This window comes from Paucilactobacillus suebicus DSM 5007 = KCTC 3549 (assembly GCF_001434475.1).
GTDB classification, from domain to species: domain Bacteria; phylum Bacillota; class Bacilli; order Lactobacillales; family Lactobacillaceae; genus Paucilactobacillus; species Paucilactobacillus suebicus.
In genome coordinates this window covers 1-25,390 of the sequence record NZ_AZGF01000034.1, presented here as the reverse complement: position 1 = coordinate 25,390, position 25,390 = coordinate 1, and the positions used below count along the sequence as shown (strand labels likewise).

22 protein-coding genes and 1 pseudogene are annotated in these 25,390 nt (G+C 40.5%); 6 read left to right on the top strand and 17 right to left on the bottom strand.

What is annotated here, in order from left to right:
• The first annotated feature begins 485 nt into the window (after window positions 1–485).
• Both FD16_RS10735 and FD16_RS10730 read left to right on the top strand, forming a co-directional pair.
• The gene (locus FD16_RS10735; protein WP_010622473.1) at window positions 486–926 is read left to right on the top strand and encodes a hypothetical protein; all 441 of its coding nucleotides are present in this window, start codon (window positions 486–488) and stop codon (window positions 924–926) included.
• A 30-nt stretch (window positions 927–956) separates the two neighbouring features.
• Complete coding sequence (locus FD16_RS10730; protein ID WP_010622472.1) at window positions 957–1,268, top strand: hypothetical protein; 312 nt, start codon at window positions 957–959, stop codon at window positions 1,266–1,268.
• A 251-nt stretch (window positions 1,269–1,519) separates the two neighbouring features.
• On the opposite strand, the gene FD16_RS10725 is transcribed toward FD16_RS10730, so the two are convergent.
• Window positions 1,520–2,113 (bottom strand): TetR/AcrR family transcriptional regulator, encoded by a 594-nt coding sequence (locus FD16_RS10725; protein WP_010622471.1) that lies wholly within the window; start codon window positions 2,111–2,113, stop codon window positions 1,520–1,522.
• A gap of 152 nt (window positions 2,114–2,265) precedes the next feature.
• Between FD16_RS10725 and FD16_RS10720 the strand changes: the two are divergent.
• Window positions 2,266–3,716, top strand: a pseudogene (locus FD16_RS10720) (MDR family MFS transporter).
• A 72-nt stretch (window positions 3,717–3,788) separates the two neighbouring features.
• Here the strand turns inward: FD16_RS10720 and FD16_RS10715 are convergent.
• The 6 genes from FD16_RS10715 to FD16_RS10695 form a co-directional block, all read right to left on the bottom strand.
• The gene (locus tag FD16_RS10715; RefSeq protein ID WP_010622470.1) at window positions 3,789–4,442 is read right to left on the bottom strand and encodes a TetR/AcrR family transcriptional regulator; all 654 of its coding nucleotides are present in this window, start codon (window positions 4,440–4,442) and stop codon (window positions 3,789–3,791) included.
• Window positions 4,443–4,458: 16 nt separating this feature from the next.
• Entirely contained in the window at window positions 4,459–5,586 is a 1,128-nt protein-coding gene (locus tag FD16_RS10710; protein ID WP_010622469.1) for an ABC transporter permease, read from the bottom strand.
• A complete protein-coding gene (locus FD16_RS10705; RefSeq protein ID WP_010622468.1) occupies window positions 5,586–6,308 on the bottom strand; it encodes an ABC transporter ATP-binding protein in 723 nt (240 codons plus the stop codon). The genes FD16_RS10710 and FD16_RS10705 overlap by 1 nt, the downstream gene beginning before the upstream one ends.
• Before the next feature lie 115 nt (window positions 6,309–6,423).
• On the bottom strand, window positions 6,424–6,594 hold the full coding sequence (locus FD16_RS12835) for a hypothetical protein (RefSeq protein ID WP_155804369.1): 171 nt from the start codon (window positions 6,592–6,594) through the stop codon (window positions 6,424–6,426).
• An 80-nt stretch (window positions 6,595–6,674) separates the two neighbouring features.
• Window positions 6,675–7,577, bottom strand: coding sequence for a quinone oxidoreductase family protein (locus FD16_RS10700; protein WP_010622467.1), 903 nt, complete (start codon window positions 7,575–7,577; stop codon window positions 6,675–6,677).
• Between the two features lie 129 nt (window positions 7,578–7,706).
• Window positions 7,707–8,207 carry an AP2 domain-containing protein gene (locus FD16_RS10695; protein ID WP_010622466.1) on the bottom strand — a complete coding sequence of 167 codons (501 nt, stop codon included), beginning with the start codon at window positions 8,205–8,207 and terminating at the stop codon, window positions 7,707–7,709.
• 665 nt (window positions 8,208–8,872) lie between these two features.
• Here FD16_RS10695 and FD16_RS10690 point away from each other — a divergent pair.
• Window positions 8,873–10,318 (top strand): sugar porter family MFS transporter, encoded by a 1,446-nt coding sequence (locus FD16_RS10690; RefSeq protein ID WP_010622465.1) that lies wholly within the window; start codon window positions 8,873–8,875, stop codon window positions 10,316–10,318.
• A 37-nt stretch (window positions 10,319–10,355) separates the two neighbouring features.
• Window positions 10,356–11,042 (top strand): SGNH/GDSL hydrolase family protein, encoded by a 687-nt coding sequence (locus FD16_RS10685; RefSeq protein ID WP_010622464.1) that lies wholly within the window; start codon window positions 10,356–10,358, stop codon window positions 11,040–11,042.
• Between the two features lie 310 nt (window positions 11,043–11,352).
• Here the strand turns inward: FD16_RS10685 and FD16_RS10680 are convergent, their stop codons facing one another.
• Window positions 11,353–12,861 (bottom strand): glycosyltransferase, encoded by a 1,509-nt coding sequence (locus tag FD16_RS10680; RefSeq protein WP_010622463.1) that lies wholly within the window; start codon window positions 12,859–12,861, stop codon window positions 11,353–11,355.
• A 1-nt stretch (window position 12,862) separates the two neighbouring features.
• Window positions 12,863–14,392: a glycosyltransferase gene (locus FD16_RS10675; protein WP_010622462.1), complete on the bottom strand. Its 1,530-nt coding sequence runs from the start codon at window positions 14,390–14,392 to the stop codon at window positions 12,863–12,865.
• A gap of 453 nt (window positions 14,393–14,845) precedes the next feature.
• On the opposite strand from FD16_RS10675, the gene FD16_RS10670 reads away from it, so the two are divergent.
• Window positions 14,846–15,250 (top strand): hypothetical protein, encoded by a 405-nt coding sequence (locus FD16_RS10670; protein WP_010622461.1) that lies wholly within the window; start codon window positions 14,846–14,848, stop codon window positions 15,248–15,250.
• A gap of 233 nt (window positions 15,251–15,483) precedes the next feature.
• Here FD16_RS10670 and pyrE read toward each other — a convergent pair whose 3' ends face one another.
• The 8 genes from pyrE to pyrR all read right to left on the bottom strand — a co-directional run bounded on the left by pyrE (window position 15,484) and on the right by pyrR (window position 25,118).
• A complete protein-coding gene (pyrE, locus tag FD16_RS10665; RefSeq protein ID WP_010622460.1) occupies window positions 15,484–16,110 on the bottom strand; it encodes an orotate phosphoribosyltransferase in 627 nt (208 codons plus the stop codon).
• 2 nt (window positions 16,111–16,112) lie between these two features.
• On the bottom strand, window positions 16,113–16,847 hold the full coding sequence (gene pyrF, locus FD16_RS10660; RefSeq protein WP_081479624.1) for an orotidine-5'-phosphate decarboxylase: 735 nt from the start codon (window positions 16,845–16,847) through the stop codon (window positions 16,113–16,115).
• Window positions 16,829–17,749 carry a dihydroorotate dehydrogenase gene (locus tag FD16_RS10655; RefSeq protein WP_010622458.1) on the bottom strand — a complete coding sequence of 307 codons (921 nt, stop codon included), beginning with the start codon at window positions 17,747–17,749 and terminating at the stop codon, window positions 16,829–16,831. Before FD16_RS10655 ends, pyrF begins: the two co-directional genes overlap by 19 nt.
• Window positions 17,750–17,921: 172 nt before the next feature.
• A complete protein-coding gene (gene carB, locus FD16_RS10650) occupies window positions 17,922–21,104 on the bottom strand; it encodes a carbamoyl-phosphate synthase large subunit (RefSeq protein ID WP_010622457.1) in 3,183 nt (1,060 codons plus the stop codon).
• Window positions 21,097–22,197: a carbamoyl phosphate synthase small subunit gene (locus FD16_RS10645; RefSeq protein WP_010622456.1), complete on the bottom strand. Its 1,101-nt coding sequence runs from the start codon at window positions 22,195–22,197 to the stop codon at window positions 21,097–21,099. Before FD16_RS10645 ends, carB begins: the two co-directional genes overlap by 8 nt.
• Window positions 22,187–23,470 (bottom strand): dihydroorotase, encoded by a 1,284-nt coding sequence (locus FD16_RS10640; protein WP_010622455.1) that lies wholly within the window; start codon window positions 23,468–23,470, stop codon window positions 22,187–22,189. The genes FD16_RS10645 and FD16_RS10640 overlap by 11 nt, the downstream gene beginning before the upstream one ends.
• Window positions 23,471–23,483: 13 nt before the next feature.
• Entirely contained in the window at window positions 23,484–24,413 is a 930-nt protein-coding gene (locus FD16_RS10635) for an aspartate carbamoyltransferase catalytic subunit (RefSeq protein ID WP_029508395.1), read from the bottom strand.
• Between the two features lie 165 nt (window positions 24,414–24,578).
• Window positions 24,579–25,118: a bifunctional pyr operon transcriptional regulator/uracil phosphoribosyltransferase PyrR gene (pyrR, locus tag FD16_RS10630; protein WP_010622453.1), complete on the bottom strand. Its 540-nt coding sequence runs from the start codon at window positions 25,116–25,118 to the stop codon at window positions 24,579–24,581.
• Between the last annotated feature and the right edge of the window lie 272 nt (window positions 25,119–25,390).

Genomic DNA, 25,390 nt, shown 5'->3' with positions numbered 1-25,390 from the left:
TTTTATATCAGTACTTCTTGACGAAGAACCTGTTAAGCAAAGTAAAAAATTAGATTAGTGATTATTAGAGTAATCAGTTAATCAATAGTAGCAATCCACAGAAGCTATGATACTCTACAAACGCTGTTATGTCAAGGCTTAGAGCCATTACCCAGTACCACACAGTGTTGCTTAGCATCAAAGACGTTGAAGACAAACAGCGTGCTTTGATTAGCGACTAAATGGACACGTCCTCGGGGGCGAACTCATAAAATCCCGGCTAACTACATAATGGCTTATCCCGTGGCTTGGTAGTTCGAGGTGGTGACTACCAATAAAGGTCAGGGTCGGTTTATCGGTGCGTAAAGCACGGTTACCGTCACCAATGCTCACAGGGCGATAAATGTGAGGGGTGGTGGTATGCTTGATAGCAGCAGCCCACGGGATTAAACAATACATACGCGAGACGGCCGATCGGTCAAGTATGGTTAAGGCTGTATCCTACGATGATTATATTTTTTAATCGTCAACATAGGGTACACTTCACGCAAACAAGCAATAAAACTCTATCCAGTGGTTTCAGTCAAATCGTGGCTGGTAAAACACCGGCGACGCCTGCAGGTAGTAACGATGATTCTGAAGATACGTCAAGCAGCAGCTCTGAATCCAGCTCCGCCGATGATAAAATCACTAGTGGCAAGGAAGCGATTGCCGCAGTTGAGGCATCATATGGCAATTCAGATAAAAATGGTAAAATTACCTGGACAGTTATGCAATCCGGTGACAATGATTTGACTACAGATGAAAATGGTGATCCTGCCTACTGGGTCCGAGGCCAGGATCAAGAGTATATTGACTACCAAAAGAGTCATCCTAATTCTGCAGGTAGTTATGATGGTCTAGATTTTTACGTTTACCCAGATGGTACAGTTGACGGTCCAAATTAGCACTCGAGGTAACGATTAGAAGGTGATTGTATGATTGTAATTGATGAAACTGAAGAATACTTCGACACCATTGAGTTAATGAACAAAGCAGGCGGTCCTAACCAAACCAATATGAAAACCCGCCGCTTGGTCGTTGACGATAAATGGTTGATTTTCATTTCAACATACGATCACGGTTGGGACGGTTCGATTTCATGTTTGGACGGCCACACAATGACCAAGCCAGAGTTTAATAACGCCATGAGATCCCTCATGTACCATCGAGTGGTACCAAAGTGCCAAGAAATGCAGGCAAGTTCGTTCCCGGATTCGATTGTGATGCATTTTCGAGCAACAAAGTAGAGTGTAATTTCCACCGGTTAGCTCATGTAATATAACACCCTCCATGATATTAGGATTGGTCTTTATCCTGATATCATGGAGGGTGTTATATTATGATGAGCTGGTGGAAATTACACGTTTCCGCAAAAAAAATAGAAAAGCGATCCCAAATAGAAGTAAATTTAAATATTCGTGCTAACAACTAATACTCCTATTCCAAAATTATCTAATTTTTCAAGAAAAACAATTTTGTCTTAAATTATTATTGGTACCTATTTCTGAGTATAAACAGGCACTAGAACACACTTAATAAAGGTCTTTAGCTGTTCATCGCTTACTTTACTTTCAGTAAACAAATGGTACCGTAACCATTCAAACGGTAGCAGTTTAGTCTCATTACTAAATTTATCTTCTTTTATTTCATCGCGATCGATGGCCCGATTTAAAATGACGGTCATCGTTTTAATATTCTCTTGATTTCCATGTTCAAACACGTCATCCAAAACACTGGTGTCATCGCTGTTAGTGCCAGCCAACAACAAAGAGACGTAGTAGCGACTAAAGGTATTCATAACCACCATATATCTTTGCAATACTTGGGATAAGTCTTCACTTAAGTTTTGCCCACTTAGCGTAATGTCTTGCATGTGACCGTGATTATCTTGCCGAATTTTGTTTCTAATTGCTTCTAGTGCCAATGAAAATGGTGAATCCCAACGGCGATAAATAACTGGTCGACTGGTTTTTACGCGTGCCGCAACCTTTGAAAATGTGACGCCGTCTAACCCGTCGTCATTTAGTATGTCGATGGTTGCATCAAAGATTGCATTTTCTAGTTCTTTACCGTGTCGTCTTTTTTCAGTCATTAAAATGCTCCTTTTAAGATACAATATGTTTCTTATTGACTTTTGATTCTTTAAGTGTATTATACCAGTTATGCATTTAGAGTACAAAATGTATCTTAAGAAAGGAGATTTTAAAATTGGACAACACAAACTTAATTTCAAAGAAAACACAAATGGTCGCATGGATCATAGTTTTTGGCGCAATGGCACCAATGTTAGACACAACCATGATTAATATTGCAATCAACAATTTAAGTAATTCTTTTCATGTTTCGATCACGACAGTCCAGTGGACAGTCACGTGTTACCTATTGGCAACGGGTATCGCTATTCCATTTTCTAGCTGGCTACTCAACAAGTTTGACGGTAAATCATTGTTCATCTTTAGTGAAGCGCTATTTGGAATTGGTTCACTCCTAGCTGCCATTTCACCAAATATTCATTTCCTGATCGCCATGCGGTTGATTCAAGGATTTGCGGATGGACTAATTACGCCACTATTGATCAATTTAATTGTTCAACTAGCTGGTACTGAAGTTATCGGACAACTGATGGCCACGGTAGGATTGCCAATTATTTTGGGGCCATTATTGGGCCCGGTTATTGGCGGTATTATCATCAAGTTACTTTCCTGGCATTGGATTTTTTGGGTAAATGTGCCGATTACGATAATTTCAGTTATTTTAATTGATTTAAAGATGCCCAGTTTCCCACCAAAGAAGAAAAATACCCAAATTGATCTTGTTGGTATAGGATTGTTGGTTCTGATATCATCGTCTATTATTTACGGAATTGTCCAAGCGTCAAATAAAGGTACTTTTTCAAATAGAATCACAACAATTTCCTGCACAGTCGGAATCGCCGCAATAATTATTTATGTAATTTGGGCAATCGTTCAAAAAAGCAAAGTTGTTCTACCCTTAAATTTATTCAAGTTTCATCCATTTGTGGGTGCTTCAATTGGTATTTTTATTTCCGGATTATTTTTAAATGGCGCCATGCTACTTTTACCACTCTACTTTCAAAACGTCCGCCATATGTCAGTGATAGAAGCCGCATTAGCACTAATTCCACAAGGTGTCAGCATGCTAATTTCTCGGCCGTTTGTTGGCCGTCTTACTGACAAAATTGGTGCAAAATATGTTGCATTGGTAAGCATACTCATTACTTTTTTAGGCACAATTCCATTTTTTGGTTCACCCAAAGAACATCATACTGGATTATCGCCGCTGTCCTGTTCATTCGTGGTTTTGGTGCTGGTGGGATCACGATGCCGTTAATGGCAGATTCGTATACTGGAATGAATGAAGTACAAATTCCAGCTGCCACGATTGGTTCAAGAATCATCCAAAACGTTGGCGGTGCTTTTGGCTCGGCATTGATCACAACCATTGTGACGGCGTACGCAAAACGGCGAGTAAAAACATTTGAAAATGGTCTTAAATATAAACAGTATCAGGGTAATGCCATTCAGATGAAACAACTTATTCAGCAGCATCTAGCGCACATTAATCTAGAATCTTATCAATTTGGTTTCTTGATAATCTCAATTTCTGCAATTATCATTATTTTACCAACTTTGTTACTTTCGAATAAAATGTCTCCATCAAAAAAATCACTTTAAAAATAAATACGACTAACTAAAAATGCTGCCATAATTCTGATTTGGTTCAGAAACTATGGCAACATTTTTAGTTTACGACTTCTTAATACCAATCCCACGCATAATAAATTCGACTACCTCATCCGTGGATTGCTCAATATTCAATTTTTTATCAGGCTGTATTAGGTTCGGCAGTGCATATCCAAGCATCGTACTCATAATATACCTAACTATCCGAACAGGATCCCAGTCAACGATTTCATTTTTTTGTTGATAAAATTTCATTACCGCCGTTATCCTCGTAATGGCTCCACCAACAGTTTTATTGATAAATGTTGCAGCCATGTCACTATTAGACAGAATTTCTTGAATAAATATCTTTAACTGTAATTTATTGGTTTCAAAAAATGTCAGCCGGTCTGCCACAATTCTTCGCAAAAAAGTTTCAAAGTCGGGAACGTTAGTATTAGCAAAGGTATCTAAAAATTCTCCTGCTGCTTTCGGTAGCACTTGCTGAATGAATGGCCCCAGCAACGCCTTCAAAATACCTTCCTTAGTTTTAAACTGCTTGTACACCGTTCCTTCGGACACACCAGCTACCCTGGCAATGTCGCTCGTACTAGTGCGGTCAAATCCTTGTTCAGAAAACAGGGTTAAACTCGCCCGCAGCACGCTTTTTTGTTTTTTAGTTAGTTCAAGTTCATTCAGACTTTCAGCAAACAAAGCCTCAACGTTATTTATTGCCATGGAACATTCTCCTTACTTAAACTTTCCGATACCGTCTTAAACCAATAATATTGAGGATCGTTAATACAACTAAGAACAGTAGCAGTACACCAATGTCTTTTCCAAGCGACGTTAGGCCTGCCCCTTCCATCATAATTGCCGTCGTTGCATCCCCTGAATACTTAATTGGAATGATCACCGAAATTGCCTTCACCCAACTGGCCATCGATTCCAACGGAATAATACCGGAGAAAAAGACCTGTGGAATAATAACCAACGGTATAAATTGTACCATTTGAAATTCCGATCCGGCAAATGTCGAAATCAAAATCCCAAACGCCAGTGCGACCAGTGCTAACAATAGATTAATTACCACAATATTAAACATATTGCCGACAACTTCAATTCCTAACAACCAAACAGTCGCGAGAATAATCACAATTGTCTGAGCAACCGCTAAAATACCATAACTGATCATATAGCCAAATACAATTTCGGAACGTTTAACTGGTGTAGCTAACAAGCGATCCAGAGTGCCGCTGGTTCTTTCCTTCAGTAATGCCATACCTGAAATTAGGAAAACGAAGAAGAACACGAAGAAACCGATCAAAATTGGCAAAATCTTGTTAAAGAAACCCGTGTCAGAATTACCATATACATAGTGGTTAGTAATTTTAGGCGTTGTGGCAGCACTTTGTTTTTGCTGAGGCGCCTGTTGTCCTGACTGAGCTTGAATTTTTTGCAGCGCTGCAGTCGTCAGTGCTAGTTTACTCTTCAAAGTAGAAATGCCTGAATTCGTGACTGCATTCTTAAAGGCCATTTTGACGGCAGTGGTCTTTGATGAATCAGTATTCGCATATGTTAAATCATAATTACTATTTTTCTTTTGGATAATCGAATCAATTTTATGATCATTCAGCGCCTTTTTGGCGTCTGCTTTCGTATCATATTTGGTAACCGTCACATGCTTTGTATCCTTAAGATTAGTATTAACGCTTTTAGAAACAGCGACCGTCCCGACTTTAACATTTACCGTTGAGTTAACAGAAAAAATCATCCCCAACAGTAAAATAATGACAATTGGTGCCACAAACATTAAGGCCAAAGTACGCTTATCACGGATCATTTCTTTTAAAACACGGCCTGCAATCGATAATGTTCTCATTATTCAACACCCTCCGCCTTTAAAAATACGTCTTCAATCGTTGCGACTTGGTACTCTTCTTTTAGCTTATCTGGTTGATCAAACGCCATGACCTCACCATTCAGTAGCAAAGCCACCCGATCAGTTAGTTCAGCCTCGTCCATCACGTGAGTGGTGATTAAAATTGCCCGTCCTTCATCACGAATCGCATGTAGTTCACGCCAGACTTGTCGTCTTAACGCTGGATCAATGCCAACAGTCGGTTCATCAAGGACCAGTAATTCTGGATTACCAAGCAGAGCGATCGCTAGTGACAAGCGCCGTTTCATACCACCAGAATAGCCGCTAACTCTTTTATTCAGATCATCGGTTAGATCAACAACCTTAGCAGCGTGATCAATTTCTTGATTAATACTATTCTTGGCAACACCCTTCATTTTGGCAAAAAACGATAAATTCTCCTTGCCTGAAAGTGACTCATATAATGCATCCGTTTGAGCCATATAACCGATGCGAGCCAGCAATTGACGATCAGGCATCGTCTCACCAAACACAGTGGCTTTCCCGCCATCCGCAACTTCCATCCCTAACGTGGTTTTAATAACCGTTGATTTACCAGCTCCTGAAGGTCCAATTAGGCCAACAATTTCTCCTTTATTTACCGTTAAATTAACATCTTTTAGTACAGTTTGTTTGCCAAATTTTTTGATTAAATGAGTTAAATCAATCACAGTCTCTGACATTTCAAACCCTCCTCTATTTGTGGCAAGTGAGTGCACACTTACTTTATGAGTAAAGTATAGACCCCTATCAAATAGGAGTCAACAACAATGTCAATTTCACTAACAGTTCGACAAATTATCGGTTCATCATTCCACCATTACCAACCTGGTGACTAGAAGAACCACAGCTACTGGACATCATCTGACTAACCTGGGCGACACCGCCTCTTTGAATTATGCTACTGCAAGCTGCGCCAACCCCACCAAGGCCTAACACGGTTGCGCATAATACGCCGAGCTTCATCATATGATCACTTCCTTAATTGCCTACATTCTACCACAAGTGTCAGCGTAAGGGTGACAAACGTAAACGTATTGATAATTTTTTTACGATGCATCGAAATTAACTAGCACGCGACCGCGACTGTGCGTTTCTTTAGCAAAATGCTGAGCTTCCTTAGTTTGCTTAACTTGAAATGTCTTGTTAATAATTGGTTTCAGCTGACCAGATGACAGTTGATTAATGAATCTACGGTAGTTATCCGAACTAAACTCGTCGTGAATAAATTTAAACTGGGTTAACTCATCGTCTTTCATCAATGCAATTGACACAACTTGAACATTGTTAGTTTTAGTCGCTAAATGATTGAGCAAATCCTTTTTGCCTACAATATCCACAATCAGTGTTGAGCCATTAAGTTGTGGTACCTCTTTCCTTGTATATGATGTTAAACCTGGCATCTGTTCTTGAAAATATTCTTTACTCATTGCGGTCACAACTGGATAAATTTTCCGTTGTTGTTCATCAATCATCTGTAATAGCGTTAATCCAATGACTGAATTTGCACCGGTAATCACCAAATTATCAGACGAACTGATATCAATTTCGTGTTTAATAGTCAGTGCTGTGCCAGCCGAAAGGGCAGCCGCAGCGTCATTAGTAACATTATCAGGCAGTGGGAAAATCCAGTCTGGATTTTCAGATAGAACATACTCACTATATACACCAGATGGATTAACTACTAACACCCGCTGATTGAGCAACGATTCATTACGATTTCTGCCAACTTCAATAATTCGTCCGGTACCTTGAATACCAATGACCCTTGGCAAATTCGCCAGTTGTTCATTAGTCGCATTAGCATCCGATTCTAGTTTCCAATCAGTTGGAGAAATTGGGACAACACTCATCCTAATAATCACTCCATTATCGGTTAGTTGAGGACGTGGGCCATTTTGATATGTTAATCCATCGATTCCATTAAAATTTGTTTGTAATACTGATAACATTTAATTACTTCCTTTTGATATTATTGTTTCCATTGCAACAATAATATCATATATTGTTTCTGCGTCAACAATAATTATATAGAAAAAAGAACCGGAAAAATCATCTTCCGGTTCTCCACATTTTTTAAATTAAGCTTGTTGCGCGTTGTCGGCTTCAATATGAGTTCTGACTTTGCCCAAATATTTTTTCTCCGCCGCTTGTCTTGCGGCTACAGCGTCCTCAAAATTATCAAAGCTCTTCATCAATACGTAGTGACTGTGGAACATTAGTCTTGCAAACCAATGATCTGTTTTCTCATCATAAGAAACGCCAATTACGCCACTATGGTTACGACGTGACCGCTTAATCGATGCGTAAGCAACGCCGTTTTTATTGTACAGACTATCCGCATGCCCTTTGTGTTCTTGCATTGCTGGATTGCAACGATACTGTTTTTGCATGACCTCGCGTCGTAGACATCCACAACTTTTCGTGGTTCCACGGCGCAGTTCAAATCCATCAACGGTTACATAGTTACCGCACTCGCAATGGCACAACCACCGAACATTACCATTAACACTATGTCCATCCGACTTAATTGCAGTCAGCCGGCCAAATTTTTTCCCCGATAAATCAATTATTCTTGACATTGTCCCACCTCAATTTTCTTATCAGTTCAACAAAAGAAATATCTGCATTCATCCATTGACGTCCATTCATTGATTACCGGTAACGTATCTTAAATATTGCTTGCATTGAAACTAATCAATAGTGATTGATATTATGATTAATTCTTAACGTCTATCGTTACACTTACCAATGAATTATATGGTATGTAGTTATGATATTTCTTTGAACATCATAATTAACTCCTCTGTTTGTTAAGCCCACGTTTCTTTGGGTTGTACATGAATAATAACACCAATACAGGAATACGTATATAGCTTCAGAGATTTTTTTCTCATAAAATATTAATAAAAATCAATACAATAATTTCTTACCATACTTACTATAACTTTTTTCAATTGTTACCGTTAACATTGTCTCTTTTAAATTCAATAATTTAAAACTAATATTTCACTTTTTTAGATTTTTTTTAGAATTTCTTTGTTTGTGATTAATTGAACTTAATTTAATAACAATGAAAGCGACTTTCAATTAATAAAACAAAGAATTTTAATCTTTTTATAAGAAAACTCTTGCAATTTCGTTGACTACGTTTATCTAATGTTAATCGTGTCAGACAGATATAAGCGCTTACATTTTTCGACAGCAAGTCACGGTTTAACATTTTATTCGAAAGAAGGATTTAGTTATGAATGACTCAAGTGGTACATCAAAAGTTCCATTTAATCAACAAAAAAAAGCAAGTTTAACATATATCGTGATCGTAACTGTTATAGCTGCTATTGGTGGTTCTCTATTCGGGTACGATCAAGGCGTTATCTCTGGAGCCTTAAACTTTTTTAGCGTACATTTTGGTATGTCATCAGCTGAAGTTGGTTTTGTTTCAGGGGTTCTAGCACTTGGAGCTATGGTTGGTTGTTTAATTGCCGGATTCCTAAGTGACCAAATTGGACGTAAATGGGTGATGTTTATTGCAGGTGCCCTATTTACTATCTCTAGTTTAACTTTAGCATTTTCAGGAACCGTACAAATTTTAATTGTTGGTCGTATCTTATCAGGTATTGCTATTGGGATGGCTTCAACGATTGTGCCATTATATATTTCCGAAGTTGCTCCTGCAAGAATTCGTGGTACCTTAATTGGATGTAACCAATTAGCATTCGCTATTGGTATGACAACCGTTTATTGTGTTAATGCACTTATTGCTAACTTAAACTCTACATCATTTAACGTTTCCGTAGGTTGGCGCTGGATGTTTGGTTCAGGTGCTATACCAGCTGTTCTATTCTTTGTACTCACTTCATTTATTCCCGAAAGTCCTCGTTTCTTATTCAAACAGGGAAAAAGCGATAAAGCAGAAGCCATTTTAGTCAAATTAAATGGTACAGATACGGCGCAAGAAGAATCAAATGAAATTCAAAAATCTGTTAAAAGCGAGCATAAAGGGTTATTCAGAGAATTATTTGCACCTGGTATTCGTTTCGCTCTTGTAATTGCATTGTTAGCAGCTGCTTTCCAACAATTAACTGGTACTATTGCTGTTGGATACTACGCACCAATTATTTTCCAAAAAACTGGGGTTGGTACAAATGCTTCATTGATCGAAACAATTGGTATCGGTGTTGTTAAAATTATCTTTGTAGCTATCTTCATGGTATACATTGATAAGCTTGGACGTAAAAAGTTATTGTCTCGCGGTGGATACGCAATGGCTGCAGCATTAATCTTTCTAGCTGTTTTGTTTGCTTTCAACAAATTCAATGGTGTTATTGATGTATTAATTCTTTTAGGTGTTCTAGCACATACTGCTTTCTACGAACTATCATGGGGTGGCGGTGCTTGGATAATTGTTTCAGAAGTTTTCCCAACAAGCATTCGTGGGCGTGCTCTTTCACTTTCTTCACTGACTATGTTCCTTGCTTCCTATTTTGTATCACAACTATTTCCAGTGATGCTTTCTGGAATGGGTGGGACTTGGACATTTATCATCTTCGCAGTTTTCTGTATCGCAATGGGATGGTTTGCAAGCCACGTATTACCAGAAACAACCGGTAAATCATTGGAACAAATTGAAGCCGAATTTAAAACTAAGAAAGGTACAAGTAGCGCTACTTCAACCATTCACCATGCTTAATTTTTAAAAATTATAAGAGATAAAGGGGCGTTCTATTTTGGACGAAAAATTAGCCAGTAACAGTCTTGATTACAGTAATAAAATACTTAATTGCTTTGGCGATTCTACAACTTGGGGTGACAACGGAATGGATACCGGCGGGGAAGACATCTCTTGGGTTCATCACATTCAAAAGTTAGTTAAATTTAAAGATGTTAGAAACTACGGCGTTTGTGCTTCACGAATTGCTGTTACAGAAGATAGAACTGATAGTTTTATTGAGCGAGTTAATGACATGCGTACAGATGCTGACTATATAGTTGTTATGGGTGGAGTCAATGACTTTCAACATAATGTACCTCTGGGAGATCCACGTTCAAAAGACATCTGGACTTTTTATGGAGCTTTGAATATTCTTTCGCATGAATTAATTGACCAGTTTCCCAGTGCTAGAATCATCTTTATTACACCGATGAAAAATAACTTTCATCACCCAACCAAAAAATATCCGACGACGTTGGATAAAAATACTCAAGGCTTGTTTCAATTAGATTACGTAAACGCAATAAAAACTGTATGCGATTATTACGCTATGCCAGTTATTGATATGTATGCCGAGAGTGGAATCTCTCCATTTAATTCAAAACAACGCAAATTATATATGCCAGATGGCCTGCATTATTCTGATGATGGTTACGCAAGGCTTGCAGAAAGAATTTATAAGGGGCTAATGCGTTTCATCTAAAATTAAACTTTATTTCCACTATACTTAATGGGCATAACTAGATATTTGATCAATCACACGGTGATCATTTTTCTGCTATTGACTGAGTGTCGGGTGGGAACAGTCAAATAAAGACATTACCTTTTGAACAGGGTAATGTCTTTATTTGTTTCATATCCATCCGTTTTTATTAAACAATCTTATTCTTTAAAAGAAAGATTGCAATTAATCCCTATACTTACTAAATGAGGTTATCAACTTTATAGTTAATAATTTACATCGAGATTTTTTCATAATTAATCTATTAATTAAGATTAATAACCCAAACAGATTATTTTACACTTTCCCATTGTTTCCAAACCGCTTCCGCACTCGATCTCGCACTTAATTCATAAGCTTGGTCGCTCGCATCTTGCAACTTTCTTTTACTCTTCAGCAGTTTAACTGCTTCGCTGGCCATTGTTGCCACATCGTTTAATTTGATTAGTTTACCGTTCTTGCCGTCCTCGATTAACTCACGTGGGCCGTAGTTGTAGTCATAAGCTAATACTGGCACGCCATGACCCAGTGCTTCAACGTCAGCTAACGGTTGGCCATCGATTCTAGCACAGTCAAGGTACAGTTGGGCTTGATCATAAACGTTATCAATATCAGGACGATATCCTTCAAACGATACCAACCCTGGTTCATCTAATTTTAGATCAGTAACTTGTTGTTTGAATTTTTCAACATCTGCCCCATCCCCATAGCCATACAATTTCAACGTTGCATCACTGACTTGACTATGAATTTGTTTAAAGACTTGCAGAACCTGATCTATTTGCTTATCCCAGCCTAAGCGACCAACGTGAATAATTTGATGATTAACACGGTTATTCATTGGTACCTTAGCAACATCTGGTGCAATCCCGCCTGATACTTGATAAATTGGTGTCTTCGTATTCAAGCGCTTTTCAAGATCATGCTTTTGTATGGCCGTCATTACAACGATGCCATCAATCTGTTTTAAACCTGGCCCACTCAATGGTTGGCTGTACACGCCACTAATCATGCCATTTACCGGGTCGACGCCGTCATCGATGTGATTAATTGGTAACCATAATAGCTTACGAGCTTTCGTTTGCATCCCCATGACTGGTGAATTTGCCATTGCTGGTCTATCAGCGATGAACGTATTCTTCTGACGACCTGGTGTCGCAGTGTTTAATTCATCTAGAAAGAAAGCAAACAGATCATCAATACTATCAAAAAAACGATCTCGTCCTTGATAACCAATCAATCGATTTAAGGAATTAATAGGTGTATTTTCTGTTGATTGAACATAGAAACGTTCCAGATACTTCGTTTGATCGGGTCGATACAAGGCCTGATAATGAATTTGACCATCCTGACCAAAATATTCTTCCTCAGACTTGTAGCCGCGAATATCATATTGTTCCCGTAGAGATAAATTACCAGCAGCATCATAATAATCAACACGTTGGACCTTGGCGACTGTAGCTGGTGCAAACGTAACTTCACCTACCAAGTGGCCACCATCGCTAAACGTCCGAGAATTATTGCCAGTGGTAAACTGATAATCCTCACTGATCCGCAAATCATCAAAACTAACTGGATCACCCTGATAATCGGTTGTTTTAGCAAAAAAATCAAACATGTTAACAACCTGATCATCATCAATACCAAATTTTTTGATAGTAGCATGCAATAATGGATCAAAATCACGAGTAACGATCTTAGCCGGCTGATCAAATTGTTTAAATAATTTTACACGGGCAAATTCAGCGTGTTCAACACTAGAATTTTGACTCATAATATACTGGTTTACAAAATAATCCATTCTAGTGTTCCTCCTTTACGTCGTCTAGCAAGACCTGCCATTTTTTCATCACGTTTTCTTCTGAATAACGGGCACTGTCAATGTAGGCCTGTTCGCTAAATTTAGCCAACTGATCTTGATCGCTCAACGCCTTAATAATCGCATCGGCAAGACCGTCAACATCCCCGTTCTTCGTCAGATAGCCATCTTTGCCATCCACAACCACGTCGGCTGGACCGTACTTAATATCATTAGCTACAATTGGCATACCATGTGACTGTGCCTCCACCAGTGCAAGAGGCAATCCTTCCGACCGACTTGGTAACACAGTTAGTTGTGCTTCATCATATACTTGAGCAATGTCAGTTGTGTAGCCGCGAAACTTGATTGAATTGCTTAACTTAGCATCATCAACTTGTTGTTTAATTTGCTTGCCAAATTCTCCATTTTCATAGCCCCACAAATCAAGCGTAGCCTGTGGTAATTTTTCATGAATCTTCTTCCAAGCCCGAACAAGATGATCCTGTTGTTTTTCTGGCGAGAGTCTTGCCACCATAATTACCGAGTAAGGTTTACGCTTCTTAAAATCTACATGGGTAGCCTCTAACGTCTTCTTCGGCACAATTGGTCCCGGAATCTGGAACAGTTTTGTGTGATCGGTATTATAGCGAACCTTCATATCTGCATCCTGTTGACTAGTTAAACTGATAACAGCGTCCCAATTATCAAAGTGGTTCAACCCGTAGGCATAGTTATAATTGAGAGATGAATTCATCAGATCGTTGACGTCATTCAAATGACTATTATGCAGTTGGAATGCCTTGTATACTGGATTTTGCATGTGCAAAACAGCCCAGCCTAATTCATATGAACGATCGACAATGAATACAGGGTACTGACCATCATTAATATCTCCATCTATTACTAGCTGATCGTAAAAGAAACTGGTAAGCTCATCAAAATTAGCAAATTGATAGTCTTGACCCTTGTAATTAAACAAGTGATAGCTCTCGACTTCTTTGCCGCGTTTATCAAGCAATCGTGATTTTTGAATGGCGATACTGCCATCAGGACGCATGAAATTTTCGGTAGCAATCTTGCTGGTCCAGTCATACACATGTTCAATTGAAATAAAGCCACGGTCGTCATACCATTCAACCTTTAGTAATTTACCAAAATGGTCGAAATACTGGGCGTTCGTTACCCGTTTATCACTATCGCGATGAACGTACATAATGCGGTTATTGTTGCGGTAATAGTTATAGCTATCACCTTCTGGTTCACGTTTCCAATCTGAGTTAATCTTCAAATTTTGAATTCTAATTTTCTTTGTTTCAAAGTCCATGGTTTCTTGGAAATAGTCAAACAGATTAATTAACTGTGAATCGTCAATCCCCGCTGCATTCGTAACGGTGTGCAAACTAGTCGAGGACTGGCGAGTAACGATTTTAGCTGGTACTTTGAATTGGTTAAATAAATTGAGACGTTTGATTTGAGCATGCTCAATTCCTGATTTTTTGTCTTGGATATTATCATTTAAAAAATAAATCATTTAATTCACCTCTGAGAAAAATTGTCGTTGGTGCGCTAAAGGGCTAAAGTGTTACGGACCCTTTTGTGACTAATTAGTTGATACTTTTGTTGATTGTGGTTAATTTTTTGAGTGCTGTTTTGGTGAAACGTGTTAAAAAAGGCAACGTCCTGCCATGTAAGTAACCAAATTAAATATCGCAAGTTCGGCGTTTCTTTTACTGCTATTTTGATGAAACGTGTTAAAAAAGGCAACGTCCTGTCATGTAAGTAACCAAATTAAATATCGCAAGTTCGGCGATATTCAATTTGGTTACTTACATTATGGACGCTTAGCGCCTTTTTTAACACTCTATGTATATCATACCGTGAAATTATGAAATAATCACGAAGTTAGGCAAATAGTGGTTTCAATTCAAAAGATTCCATCATTATGTTATTATAGGTGGACAACTAAAAGGGGGAATTCCACGTAATGCAAGATCCATTCAACCGGCAAAATGATCCAAATAACGGAGACGATCAGGATCCGTTTTCGAATCTACCTTTGCCGCCAAATTTTGCTAAGGTCGTTAACAAGGAAAATGGCCAAATTAGAGCCGCTAAAGTCGGTGTGTCTTGGACGACATTGTGGTTCGGACCAATTCCGGCAGCAATGCGGGGTGACTGGTATAACTTTGCATTAATGATAGTGCTTGACCTAATCTACGCAATGGGAGTTTCCATGCTAGGATTACAAATCACGCTACCGGTCCCAGCCATCATTTTCGGTCTAATATATAATTTAATGTATTTCAGACACTTATTTAACATAGGATACGAACCTGCCGATGAGCATTCAAAAGAATTGTTGTCGCAGAGTCGATATTGGAAAAACTAGAGTGCTAACCACCCCGGTTAGCTCATGTAATATAGATAGAAACAACCCCATTAGGACCTGGTTTTGGTCCTGATGGGGTTGTTTCTATCTATATTATGATGAGCTGGGGTGGTTAGCACGTTTCAGCAGGTTTAGTAAAAAAGAGGTATTTCAAAAACTATTCAAGACAAGATTTTGTACCCCTTTAAACACAAATCCTTACTAAGAACTTCCATTACGGAGCTTTACGTAGCTTATTTCCAGTTCTCTGGATCCTTCCGCCACTCCTGCAGTGAACTCAAATCCTTCTCATCAACATCACCGTTATCCTTAGCAACATCAATCAGAGTTGAATAGTTAGTGACGGTATAAAAATCAATTTGTTCATCGCCAAAATTCTTGTCAGCTTCCGGCAATTGGTATGAGAATACTGCTACTACACCAATCACCTTTGCGCCTGCCTTTTGAACTGCGTGTACAGCTTTCAAAACACTGCCGCCGGTTGATAATAGATCGTCAATCACCACAACCTTTTGACCAGGCTTAAGGACACCCTCAGTCTGTTTTCCTTGGCCATGATCCTTTGGTTTAGAGCGAACGTAAATCATTGGCAAATTCATTTCTTCAGCAACCCAAGCAGCATGAGGAATGCCGGCCGTTGCGGTTCCTGCAATCACTTCGGCATCCCCAAAGTGCTCCTTAATCAAATCAGTCATGCCGGTATAAATTGCCTTACGCACCGCCGGATATGAAATAGTGAGACGATTATCACAATAAATCGGGCTTTTCAATCCACTAGCCCACGTAAATGGGTCGTTAGGGCTTAATGTTACGGCGTTGATGTCTAGTAAATACTTTGCGACTGATTGTGCTGTGTTCATGATTATTCCTCCATAAATGCCTGTTTAATATCTAAGTATGCCTGTACCGGATTGTCACTGCGCGTAATTGGCCGACCAACTACAATTCCATTACTGCCTAATTCACGCGCCTGTGCTGGTGTCACCACTCGTTTTTGGTCATCATCATGTTTAATGGTTGGCCGAATTCCTGGTGTAATGCATAGGAACCCATCATCAGTTACCCTACGGATCGCTGACAGTTCCTGAGCTGAACAAATAACTCCATCCATGCCAGTATTTTGTGCCAACTGAGCGTAGCTTTGAACGGACTCAATTAACGAAATATCGACGTGTTGTTGTTCATGCAAAATAGTTTCATCAATCGATGTTAGTTGAGTGATCGCCAACAATTTAGCGGACTTCACACCAGCAGCTTGAGCTCCTTCATCCAGGCCCTCACGACCGGCCTTCAACATTTCATTCCCACCGGCAGCATGGATTGTAGTAAACGATACGCCCATTTTACCAATTGCGGTCATGGCTCGTTTCACTGTATTCGGAATGTCATGTAGTTTAAGGTCCAAAAATACGTCAAAACCACGGTCTTGAACCATCTTCACGATTGACGGACCGAAACTGTAAAACAACTCCATGCCAATTTTTATAATTGGCTTTTCAGCCACAGCAAGTTGATCTAACAGTTCTTCAGCCTGGTGTTCACTTGCAACATCTAATGCGACAAAGGGTACAAATCTTTTCAAAATTGAACCTCCCATAAATCAGTCAAACTATCTACGTGATAATAATCCATGACTGTTGGTAAATCAGCAATAATCTTTGGACATGCTAGTGGATCGTGGAAACTGGCTGCACCAACTTCGACCGCATTAGCACCAGCCATCATGAATTCGAGTACATCTTCTGCTGTTGTTACGCCACCAACTCCGATGATAGGCAGATCGCTAACCTGGCGCACTTGATGAATCATATGCAACGCCATTGGCTTCAATGATGGACCGGATAATCCGCCGGTTACATGGGCTAATTGTGGCTGTCTCGTTTTAAGATCAATTCCTAAACCGGTCAGTGTGTTAATCATCGTTAATCCCTGTGCACCACCACGTTCCGCCGCTTGGGCGATTGGCACAATGTCGGTAATATTCGGAGTCAATTTTACGTATAACGGAATATCAGTAACCGCCTCGCATTTGCGCACCAGTCGTTCCACAACTTCTGGATCCGTGCCCATTGCCATCCCGCCGTGATCAACGTTAGGACAAGAAACGTTCACTTCGATGGCGTTAACATCTGGTGAAGTTGACAGTCTCTGAATCACATGAACATATTCATCTTCACTAAAGCCGGCTGCACTCGCAATCACTGGTAGATCTGGGTAATTATCTCCGAGCCATGGCAGCTTATCACTCACAACCGCATCTACACCAACATTTTGTAACCCGTTGGCATTCATCCAACCAGCCGTCGTTTCTGCAACACGTGGCTTAGGGTTACCTTCACGTGGTTCCTTTGTCGTCGATTTAATGACCAATGAACCAAGTACATTCAAATCATAACGTTCCGAAAGTTCTTGACCATACCAACATGTACCACTGGCGGGGATAACTGGATTTTTTAAATCTAAACCCGGCAGTTTGACCGCTAACCGTTCTGATTGCATGGATGGTACCTCCTTGTTGTTTTGTGTGATGAATTTTTCCTTACTTGCTGAAACGTGCAAAAGAAGCCAGATACCTGACATATAAGGTCAAAATCATAATATTCCAAGACCAGAATATCATGATTTTGGTCTTATATTCTGGTATCTTAACGGCTTCTTTTGCACTCTGATTTTACAATGCCTTCAACGCATATGCTCGATCTTCCAACATCGTGACAATTGCATTGACCGTGTCTAATGCCGTCATTAACAACACCTCGTTACTAATGGCCATCGCGCGCATCTTTGCTCCGTCTTGTTGACCCGTTGTTGAATCGTCAACCGTGTTGACGACTAGCGAAACCTTTTTATTTTCAATTAGGTCCTTAATTTGATCATCATCCTGGTCCGACAACTTAGCCACACGTTGCATAACCGGCACATCATGTGACTCAAAGTAATCAGCCGTTCCCTGCGTGGCAAAGATACTGTAACCCAGTTCCGTCAAACGCTTGGCAATTTTTGCGGCTTTAGGCTTTTGTTCGTCGCGAATTGTCATTAAGATCGTGCCGTGATCTTTAATTTCGTAGCCACTGGCCTTAAACGCCTTATCAATAGCCTTGGCAAGGTTCTGATCGCTCCCCATGACTTCACCAGTTGATTTCATTTCTGGTCCCAGCAAACTATCAACATCGTTCAACTTACTGAATGAAAAGACCGGTGCTTTAACGTGGATCATTGAATCTTCGGGTGCTAAACCATCGTGATACCCGAGATCAGCCAGTTTTTGACCCATAATGACGCGGGTAGCTAGTTGCGTCATCGGAATCTTGGTAGTTTTACTTAAAAATGGCACTGTCCGACTAGCTCGAGGATTAACTTCAATCACGTAAGCGGTGCCTTCGTGGATAACGAATTGAACGTTCATTAACCCGACACATTTTAGTGAATGTGCTAGCTGAATCGTCTGCTTTTCAATTTGGTCGCAAACATCCGCTGACAAGGTTTGTGAAGGATATACAGCCATTGAATCACCGGAATGAATGCCGGCTCCTTCAATGTGTTCCATAATTCCTGGAATTAAGACAGTCGTGCCATCACAAATCGCATCAACTTCACATTCCTTGCCTTGCAGATAGCTATCAACCAAAACTGGATGTTCGTGTGAAACTTTAATGGCGTTAGTCATGTAGTGTTGCAACTGCCCCTCGTTATGCACGATCTGCATCGCACGACCACCAAGAACGTAACTTGGTCGAACTAAAACTGGGTAGCCAATTTCTCCAGCCGCTTCAAGTGCGTGCTCGTTAGTAAAAGCCGTTTGTCCAACTGGTTGAGGAATTTGTAAATCGGTAACCACTTTATTAAACTCGTCACGATCTTCGGCTCGGTTAACGTCTTCCACCTGTGTTCCTAGGATTTGAACGCCACGCTCTGCCAAAGGTTGAGCTAAGTTAATGGCCGTTTGACCGCCAAATTGGACAACGACTCCAACTGGTTGCTCTAAATCGATGACGTTCATCACGTCTTCGAGAGTCAGTGGTTCAAAATAGAGCTTATCTGAAATCGAGAAATCAGTCGAAACCGTCTCAGGATTGTTGTTCATAATAATGGCCCGATAACCGGCTTCTTTCAGCGTTTGAACACAGTGCACGGTCGCATAATCAAATTCAATTCCTTGGCCAATTCTGATTGGTCCCGCGCCAATGACCAGTACCGTTGGCTTGTCGAATGGTTTACTTTCATTCTCATACTCATAAGTGCTGTAAAAATAAGGCGTATGGGCATCAAATTCGCCAGCACAAGTATCAACCATCTTGTATGTTGGAATAATCTCATGTTCCTTACGTTCAGCTCGAACATCATCCGCATCAAGATTCCACAAACTAGCAATTGTCTCGTCAGCAAATCCGTTTTGTTTGGCAACTTTTAGTTCATCTGGATCATTCGGATGTGCTGCTAAAGATTCACTTATTTCGATAATGTGGTGCAGTTTATCAAGGAAGAACAGGTCAATTTTAGTTAATTCATGCACCTCATCAACGGTCCATCCCCGTTTCAATGCTTGATAAACGGCAAAGAGCCGATCATCGGTCGCATTGACTAACAGATCACCAAGTTCTTCATCACTCTTATCAGCCATTGCCGGTATATCAATCGTATGTGTCCCGATTTCAAGCGAACGAACCGCCTTTTGAGTGGCTTCTTCAATATTACGACCTATCGCCATTACCTCACCGGTGGCTTTCATCTGAGTGCCGAGGTGCCGGTCAGCCTGGTTAAACTTATCAAATGGCCAACGTGGAATTTTGCAAACTACATAGTCGAGCATTGGCTCAAACATCGCAAATGTCGTCTTAGTGACTGGATTTTCGATTTCGTCAAGTGTCAACCCGACCGCAATTTTGGCGGCTAACTTAGCAATTGGGTAACCAGTTGCTTTAGAGGCTAATGCTGATGAACGGCTCACCCGGGGGTTCACTTCAATGATGTAATAGTTGAAGCTGTTAGGATCAAGTGCTAATTGAACGTTACAGCCACCTTCGATTTTTAAAGCTGAGATCAGGCGTAATGCAACATCCCGTAACATTTGATATTCACGATCTGCTAATGTTTGAGTTGGAGCGTAAACAATCGAATCACCAGTATGAATCCCGACTGGATCAAAGTTTTCCATGGCACAGACAACCATTGTGTTGTCATTGGAATCACGCATCACTTCAAATTCAATTTCTTTATAACCGGCAATACTTTGTTCGATCAACACTTGCGTAATTGGTGACAATGCCAGGCCATTACTACAGATTTCATCTAGTTCTTCTTCGTTATCAGCGATACCACCGCCAGTGCCACCCAGCGTGTAAGCTGGCCGGATAATCACTGGAAAACCGATTTTTTTAGTAAACTCTTGGGCTTCTTCAAGTGTGTTAACGGTCAATGATTCCGGCACTGGCTCGCCAAGGTCCTGCATCAATTCTTTGAATTGCTCGCGATCTTCGGCTTGGTTAATTGACTTCAAACTAGTCCCCAGCAATTGAACATCGTATTGCTGCAAAATACCCTGTTCATCCAATTTCTTGGCCATATTTAATCCAGTTTGACCACCAACCGTTGGTAAGATAGCATCTGGATGTTCCTTACGAATGACGCGGGCAACAAATTCTGGTGTCAGCGGCTCGATATAAACCTGATCAGCAATCTCCTGATCGGTCATGATGGTTGCCGGATTAGAGTTTATCAAAACAACTTCGTAGCCTTCTTCTTTCAGTGCTAAACAAGCTTGCGAACCAGAATAATCAAACTCAGCCGCCTGACTGATAATAATCGGTCCAGAACCGATCACTAAAATTTTGTGGATATCTTGACGTTTAGGCATTGTTTTCTAACTCCCTTTGACGTTGATTGCTGGCAATAATTTCCAAAAAGTCATCAAATAGGTGACTAGCATCGTGCGGACCAGGCGCTGCATCTGGATGGAACTGCACTGAAAAGGCTGGATAATTTTTATGACGGAGACCTTCGACCGTCTTATCATTAATTTCTGTATGAGTAACGAATAAATCAGTCTGCTCAACTGAATCTGCATCAACGGCGTAACCATGGTTTTGCGAGGTAAAGTCAATTCGCTTAGTAGCAATTTCTTCGACTGGATGGTTAAAGCCAAAGTGACCGAACTTCATCTTAAAAGTGTCAGCGCCATTGGCTAGTGCAAATAATTGGTGACCCAGACAAATTCCAAACAACGGCACCTGTTGTTCAACTTCACGAATCATCTCCAGCGCTCCTGGGACATCTTTAGGATCACCAGGCCCATTACTGAGCATCACGCCATCTGGATCGTAATCGAGAACCTGTTTAGCAGTCGCTGTTGATGGCAAGACAATCACGTTACAGTTGCGTTTAGCCAGTTCACGAAGAATACTGTGTTTCAAGCCAAAGTCGACCAACACGATCCGGTCACCAGTAGCCGGGTTGGGAAATGCATTATTGGTGCTACTTTCAGTGACAACCTGTTTAAGTTTTTCGGTTAAACCGTTAATTAATTCGGTAGCGTCTGCAACGTTATCAACTAGCGCTGCACGCACGGCACCTTGATGTCGAATTCGTTTAGTGAGTGAACGGGTATCGATGCCTTCAATGCCGGGAATGTCATGTCTCTGCAAGAATTCATCAAGGCTAAGACGATTACGCCAGTTACTAGCCTTACGGGCCACTTCATGGACAACTACTCCAGCCGTCGTTGGTGTGACTGATTCATCATCGTCAAAATTAATGCCATAGTTGCCAATCAACGGGTACGTAAACATTAAAATTTCACCGTTATACGATTGATCAGTGATTGACTCTTGGTAGCCTGTCATCCCTGTGTTGAATACCAATTCACCGGCCGAATCAACATCGCCACCAAACGCTTGTCCTTCAAACACGGTACCGTCTTGCAGTACCAAGTATCTTTTTTTACTGCTCATCTGTAGCCCTCCGATACACAATTTCACCATCGACTAAGGTTAACGTGGTCATACCGCTAACGCGGGTACCAATAAATGGTGAATTGTGTCCTTTTGAAAAGAATTGTTTTTCATCGATTACTTCATCATTTGCTAAATCAAATGCGGCAATGTCAGCTGGATCACCAACGTTTAGCTGACCAACGTTTGTTAGCTTAAAGATGTTGGCCGGATTAATACTCATCCAATTTACCAACTGTTGCAGTGTCCACAAACCGGATTTCACGAATTTGGTGTATAGCAACGCAAATGCAGTTTCTGAACCCACAATGCCATTTGGTGAGTTCAAAAAACCATGTTGCTTTTCTTCATCGGTATGTGGAGCGTGGTCTGTTGCAATAATATCAATCGTCCCGTCCATTAATCCCGCAATACATGCCTGACGATCAGTTATTTCACGCAGTGGCGGGTTCATTTTAAACTGAGGATCGTCTTCTGTGATATCGTCCTCGTCCAGTAATAAGTGGTGTGGTGTAACCTCACAAGTGACATTAATGCCGTGACGCTTAGCTTGCCGAACTAACTCCACACTTTCCTTAGTGGAGACATGACAAACATGATAATGAACGCCTGTTTCTTGAGCAATGATCAAGTTACGAGCAATCTGCGCCGTTTCACTGATATCAGGCATACCCGGCAACCCAAGGCGTTGTGAGGCCTCTCCACAATTAATGACGCCACCAAATGACAGTTGGGCATCTTGTGCGTGATCACACAGTGGCAACCCAAGTTTTGCCAATTGTTTCATGGCTTTGTAAACGACAGCTGCGTCCTGAATGCCAGCACCATCATCACTGAATACTTCCGCTCCCGCAGCACTGACTGCATCAAAATCAATTGGTGCATGTCCTGCGCGACCTTCAGTAACTGGAGCATATTGTTTAATCTTGACGCAGCCGGCTTGGTTACGACTGACTTGCGCCTTAAACTTATCCGGTGTATCACAGGTAGGATCGATGTTAGCCATCGCACCAATGGTGGTAAACCCACCGTGAGCTGCAGCTTTAGCCCCAGTCACGATAGTTTCCTTATTGGTGTATCCGGGTTCGCGCAAATGGACATGCATATCAATCAGCCCTGGTGTAATTAATGCGCCATGCAGATCAATTTCATTGTTGGCATTGTTGTCTAGTCGACTACCTTCAGCAACAATCGTGCCGTTTTCAATCAGAATTTCTTGGGGTTCTAGTCCATGACGCTTAATAATTTGGCCATTTTTAAGTAATATTGACATTAATAATTGCTCCTTATAATGCGTGACGGTATCTAAGAATCCGACTGATAATTGCCATTCGAACGAAGACCCCATTTTGCATTTGAGTAAAGATTCGTGATTTAGGACTTTCAACTAAGTCACTATCAATTTCTACTCCTCGATTAACTGGAGCCGGATGAATAATAATGGCATTTTCCTTCATTTGATCATAGCGATCGTGTGTAAGTCCAAATTGCTCATGGTACTGTTCGTTATTAATAGCATCGTCTTCAGCTTGACTGAGACGTTCATTTTGAATTCTGAGTAAGTTTACAACGTCCATGTCAGGTAGCAACTTATCAATATCACCATATTCACCGTATTGATCAAACGCTTTGTCGTACCACTTCTTTGGTCCCGCAAAGTAAACCTTTGCACCGAGACGTGTCAGCATTTGTGCATTCGAGCGTGCAACACGGGAGTGGACAATGTCGCCAACAATCAAAACCTTCAAGTCACGGAAACATTTGAACTGTTCAGCAATTGTCATCATATCAAGCAAGCACTGAGACGGATGTTGTCCACTACCGTCACCGGCGTTCACAAGGCCAATATTCAGATTAGGTTTAGTTAGCAATTCTTTGTAATAATCATTTTCGGAATGACGAATTACAGCAATATCAACACCAATCGATTCAATCGTTCTCAACGTGTCATATAGTGTTTCGCCTTTGTTTACAGAACTAGTTTTAGAGTTAAAGTTAATGATCTTCATACCCAATTTCAACTCAGCCATCTGGAAACTTGATTTAGTACGAGTTGAATCCTCAAAAAACAAGTTCATTGCATAAGCAGGACGTTTAAGTTCGACAGTCTTCCCCGCCTTATATGCTTGAGCCTCATGAATTAAATCGAGAGCATCCTCAGCATCTAATTGATTAATCGTTACCAGGTTTGGTTGAATTCTTTCAGTAATCATCATTGTAATTTTCCTTTCTAAGTGGCAAAAACAAAAAACGAGTGCGACTCTAATCATTTCCTGATCAGGGTTGCACTCGTTTTGTACGGTCTGGCACTTAGTTAAAATTCACCAAATCCTACTGTACCGTTTTGCATCTCTCAGGAAACAATTAAATGGTTCAGTTCATTATTTTATTTTTTCAATTGTAATATCTTCGTGGCCATCATATTCTTCCATAGCTACTTGAACTTGTTCATCAGAAGCGGTTGGAATATTCTTACCAACAAAATCGGGACGAATTGGTAACTCGCGGTGTCCGCGATCAACTAATACAGCTAATGAAATTTTCTTTGGTCGACCAATGTCCATTAGTGCATCAAGTGCTGCACGAACAGTCCGACCAGTAAATAACACATCATCAACTAGGATTACGTGCTTGTCGTTGATATCAACGTCAATATTGGCGGCAGAAACTTCTGGTTCACGGTGATAATCTGGCACATGACGATCATCACGATACAATGTAATGTCTAATTCACCCACTGGGACGTCAATTTGTTCCAATTGCTTAAGACGCTTGGCTAAGCGCTTAGCAATGAAAATACCGCGTGTTTTAATGCCAACAAAAACTAAATCATCAACACCCTTATTTTGTTCAATAATTTCATAGGTGATTCGAGTCAATGCTCGCTGCATGCTTGATCCGTCAACAACTTCGTGTGCCACCAATCTCACTCCTTTTTATATAATACAAGAGACCTCCTAATCCTTGAGTGGCTAAGAGGTCTCCTAAACATTTCTCCGGACCCTTCTTAGCCTCGCTGGACTATGTTAAAGGTTTGTCATTGAAACTAGTCTAATTGAAAGGTAATCGATTGTCAATGATGTTTTAGGTTTCATCATTTAAATCTCATTTATAAACATGAAAAGAATAAAAAAGGCATCAGCCTTTCGACTGATGTCTTTCTAATTTGCATGGCAACGTCCTACCCTTGCAG

What these genes read in the sequence shown, in the direction of transcription:
- FD16_RS10730 (WP_010622472.1), top strand. Translation starts at nt 957, where the DNA reads ATGATTGTAATTGATGAAACTGAAGAATACTTCGACACCATTGAGTTA.
- FD16_RS10640 (WP_010622455.1), bottom strand. Translation starts at nt 23,470, where the DNA reads ATGTCAATATTACTTAAAAATGGCCAAATTATTAAGCGTCATGGACTA.
- FD16_RS10735 (WP_010622473.1), top strand. Translation starts at nt 486, where the DNA reads ATGATTATATTTTTTAATCGTCAACATAGGGTACACTTCACGCAAACA.
- FD16_RS10655 (WP_010622458.1), bottom strand. Translation starts at nt 17,749, where the DNA reads ATGCAATCAGAACGGTTAGCGGTCAAACTGCCGGGTTTAGATTTAAAA.
- pyrF (WP_081479624.1), bottom strand. Translation starts at nt 16,847, where the DNA reads ATGGGAGGTTCAATTTTGAAAAGATTTGTACCCTTTGTCGCATTAGAT.
- FD16_RS10700 (WP_010622467.1), bottom strand. Translation starts at nt 7,577, where the DNA reads ATGTTATCAGTATTACAAACAAATTTTAATGGAATCGATGGATTAACA.
- FD16_RS10725 (WP_010622471.1), bottom strand. Translation starts at nt 2,113, where the DNA reads ATGACTGAAAAAAGACGACACGGTAAAGAACTAGAAAATGCAATCTTT.
- FD16_RS10670 (WP_010622461.1), top strand. Translation starts at nt 14,846, where the DNA reads ATGCAAGATCCATTCAACCGGCAAAATGATCCAAATAACGGAGACGAT.
- pyrE (WP_010622460.1), bottom strand. Translation starts at nt 16,110, where the DNA reads ATGAACACAGCACAATCAGTCGCAAAGTATTTACTAGACATCAACGCC.
- FD16_RS10715 (WP_010622470.1), bottom strand. Translation starts at nt 4,442, where the DNA reads ATGGCAATAAATAACGTTGAGGCTTTGTTTGCTGAAAGTCTGAATGAA.
- carB (WP_010622457.1), bottom strand. Translation starts at nt 21,104, where the DNA reads ATGCCTAAACGTCAAGATATCCACAAAATTTTAGTGATCGGTTCTGGA.
- FD16_RS12835 (WP_155804369.1), bottom strand. Translation starts at nt 6,594, where the DNA reads ATGATGAAGCTCGGCGTATTATGCGCAACCGTGTTAGGCCTTGGTGGG.
- FD16_RS10695 (WP_010622466.1), bottom strand. Translation starts at nt 8,207, where the DNA reads ATGTCAAGAATAATTGATTTATCGGGGAAAAAATTTGGCCGGCTGACT.
- FD16_RS10680 (WP_010622463.1), bottom strand. Translation starts at nt 12,861, where the DNA reads ATGGATTATTTTGTAAACCAGTATATTATGAGTCAAAATTCTAGTGTT.
- FD16_RS10690 (WP_010622465.1), top strand. Translation starts at nt 8,873, where the DNA reads ATGAATGACTCAAGTGGTACATCAAAAGTTCCATTTAATCAACAAAAA.
- FD16_RS10710 (WP_010622469.1), bottom strand. Translation starts at nt 5,586, where the DNA reads ATGAGAACATTATCGATTGCAGGCCGTGTTTTAAAAGAAATGATCCGT.
- FD16_RS10645 (WP_010622456.1), bottom strand. Translation starts at nt 22,197, where the DNA reads ATGAGCAGTAAAAAAAGATACTTGGTACTGCAAGACGGTACCGTGTTT.
- FD16_RS10705 (WP_010622468.1), bottom strand. Translation starts at nt 6,308, where the DNA reads ATGTCAGAGACTGTGATTGATTTAACTCATTTAATCAAAAAATTTGGC.
- FD16_RS10635 (WP_029508395.1), bottom strand. Translation starts at nt 24,413, where the DNA reads ATGATGATTACTGAAAGAATTCAACCAAACCTGGTAACGATTAATCAA.
- FD16_RS10675 (WP_010622462.1), bottom strand. Translation starts at nt 14,392, where the DNA reads ATGATTTATTTTTTAAATGATAATATCCAAGACAAAAAATCAGGAATT.